1 protein-coding gene is annotated in these 1,832 nt (G+C 59.6%); it reads right to left on the bottom strand.

From position 1 onward, the window contains the following. Nucleotides 1–207: 207 nt before the first annotated feature. Nucleotides 208–1,559, bottom strand: a protein-coding gene (locus QMG56_RS23155; protein WP_281825253.1) for an IS3 family transposase whose coding sequence is annotated in 2 segments (ribosomal slippage) — nucleotides 208–1,223 and nucleotides 1,223–1,559 — 1,353 coding nt in all. Because the reading frame shifts where the segments join, the coding sequence is not laid out codon by codon here. Between the last annotated feature and the right edge of the window lie 273 nt (nucleotides 1,560–1,832).

Here is a 1,832-nt window from a genome sequence, read left to right as displayed (position 1 = left end):
ACCCGCATGTCGCTATGACGGCACTGCTGCACAGGCTGGCCATGGATTGCTTCATGCCGCATTCCAGCAAGGGATGCCTCGAAGCCCAGGTCCGGGAGGTTCATCTGCCCGCACAGGCCGAGGATCTGCGTGATGTCCGTCGTCAGAGATTTTGAGACAGATGGCGGCCTGATTTAGCGGAGGCTCTGGCTCATCTGGGTTGGCATTCTAGGCAGCGGCTCTGCGATGCTGCAAGCGTCGCTGGTTGATCGTGTCGCGTTTGATCCTTTCTCTTTGCAACAGGATGGTCTGGCCGCGTCCGAAGTAGACATCGGCCGGAGTGAGATTGTCGAGGCTCTCGTGATAGCGCCGATGGTTGTAGCGCTCCACGAAGGCTGCGATCTGGGCTTCAAGATCGCCCGGAAGGAAGTAGTTTTCGAGCAGGATGCGGTTCTTCAGCGTCTGGTGCCAACGCTCGATCTTGCCCTGGGTTTGAGGATGACATGGTGCACCACGGGTGTGATCCATGTCGCGATCCTGCAGCCAGTTGGCCAGTTCGCCGGCGATATAACACGGCCCATTGTCGGACAGCAGCCGCGGCCGTTGCCGCACAGTTGCCTGGTCGCAGCCTGATGCGGTGAGCGCCAGGTTCAGCGTGTCGGTAACGTCCTCGGCCTTCATGGTGGTGCACAGCTTCCAGGCAATGATGTAGCGTGAGAAGTCGTCCAGAATGGTCGAGAGGTAGAACCAGCCCCAACCGATGACCTTCAAATAGGTGAAGTCGGTCTGCCAGAGCTGGTTGGGCGCCGTCGTCTTGTCCTTGAACTCGTTAGCGGCCTTGATCACGATGAAGGCCGGACTGGTGATCAGGTCGTTTGCCTTGAGCAGGCGATAGACGGATGCTTCCGAGACAAAATAGCCTTCCGTGTCGGTGAACGTCACGGCCAATTCCCGTGGCGACAGCTCCGGCGTGTCCAGGGCAAGTTCGACGATCCGATCCCGCACGGGCTCGGGAATGCGGTTCCAGACCCGGCCAGGCCGTGGGCTACGGTCTTCGAGCGCCTCAACGCCGCCGGTCAGGAAGCGATCATACCAGCGGTGGAAGGTGGCGCGAGGAATGCCCAGCTGTTCCAGCGTGCGGCGCGCCGGCAGATGTGATCGCTCGACAATCCTGATGATCTCAAGCTTCTCCGAGCCGGGGTATCTCATTCTTCGCCGTCCCCATCCGCGATCATGCTTTTTTTAAGCAGTCGCAGTTCAAGCGCCTGTTCGGCGACGACCTCCTTCAGATCGCGGGCTTCCTTGCGAAGCACCTTCACCTCATCGGTGGTGGCGGCACGCGCCGTGTCGCCCGCCAGCCGCTTCTTGCCGGCTTCAAGGAACTCCTTCGACCAATTGTAATAGAGGCTCTCAGCGATCCCCTCACGCCGGCATAATGCAGCGATCGACTCCTCGCCACGCAGACCATCCAGCACAATGCGGATCTTCTCCTCGGCGCCATATTGCTTGCGCGTAATACGTCGGATGTCCTTGATCACCTTCTCGGCAGAAGGCTTCGTCACGTCCGTTTTCTGTCTCATCGTCGTCCCTTTGAAGGCTACGATGAACCGGAAAACCTCCTCTCTCAATTAGCTCAATTCTGTCTCATTGGTGCTGACGGCGAACAGGTGACACGACCGAACGGCTGGAAGCCGCAATGTCGCGACGCCTGGATAAGCTTGGCTGCTGATTCCGAGGCAAGCCGCCCCCTCATTCCGAAATGATGCCGCCCCCTTGTTCCGAAGAATAGTCGCCCCCTGATTCCGAGATGATGCCGCCCCCTGTGGATGGTGTCGGACTCGGGTCTGCCGGCG

It is taken from the genome of Sphingobium sp. BS19, assembly GCF_027925545.1.
Taxonomy (GTDB): Bacteria; Pseudomonadota; Alphaproteobacteria; order Sphingomonadales; family Sphingomonadaceae; genus Sphingobium.
Note: the sequence above shows the minus strand (reverse complement) of the source record. Positions and strands in the feature narration are given on the sequence as shown.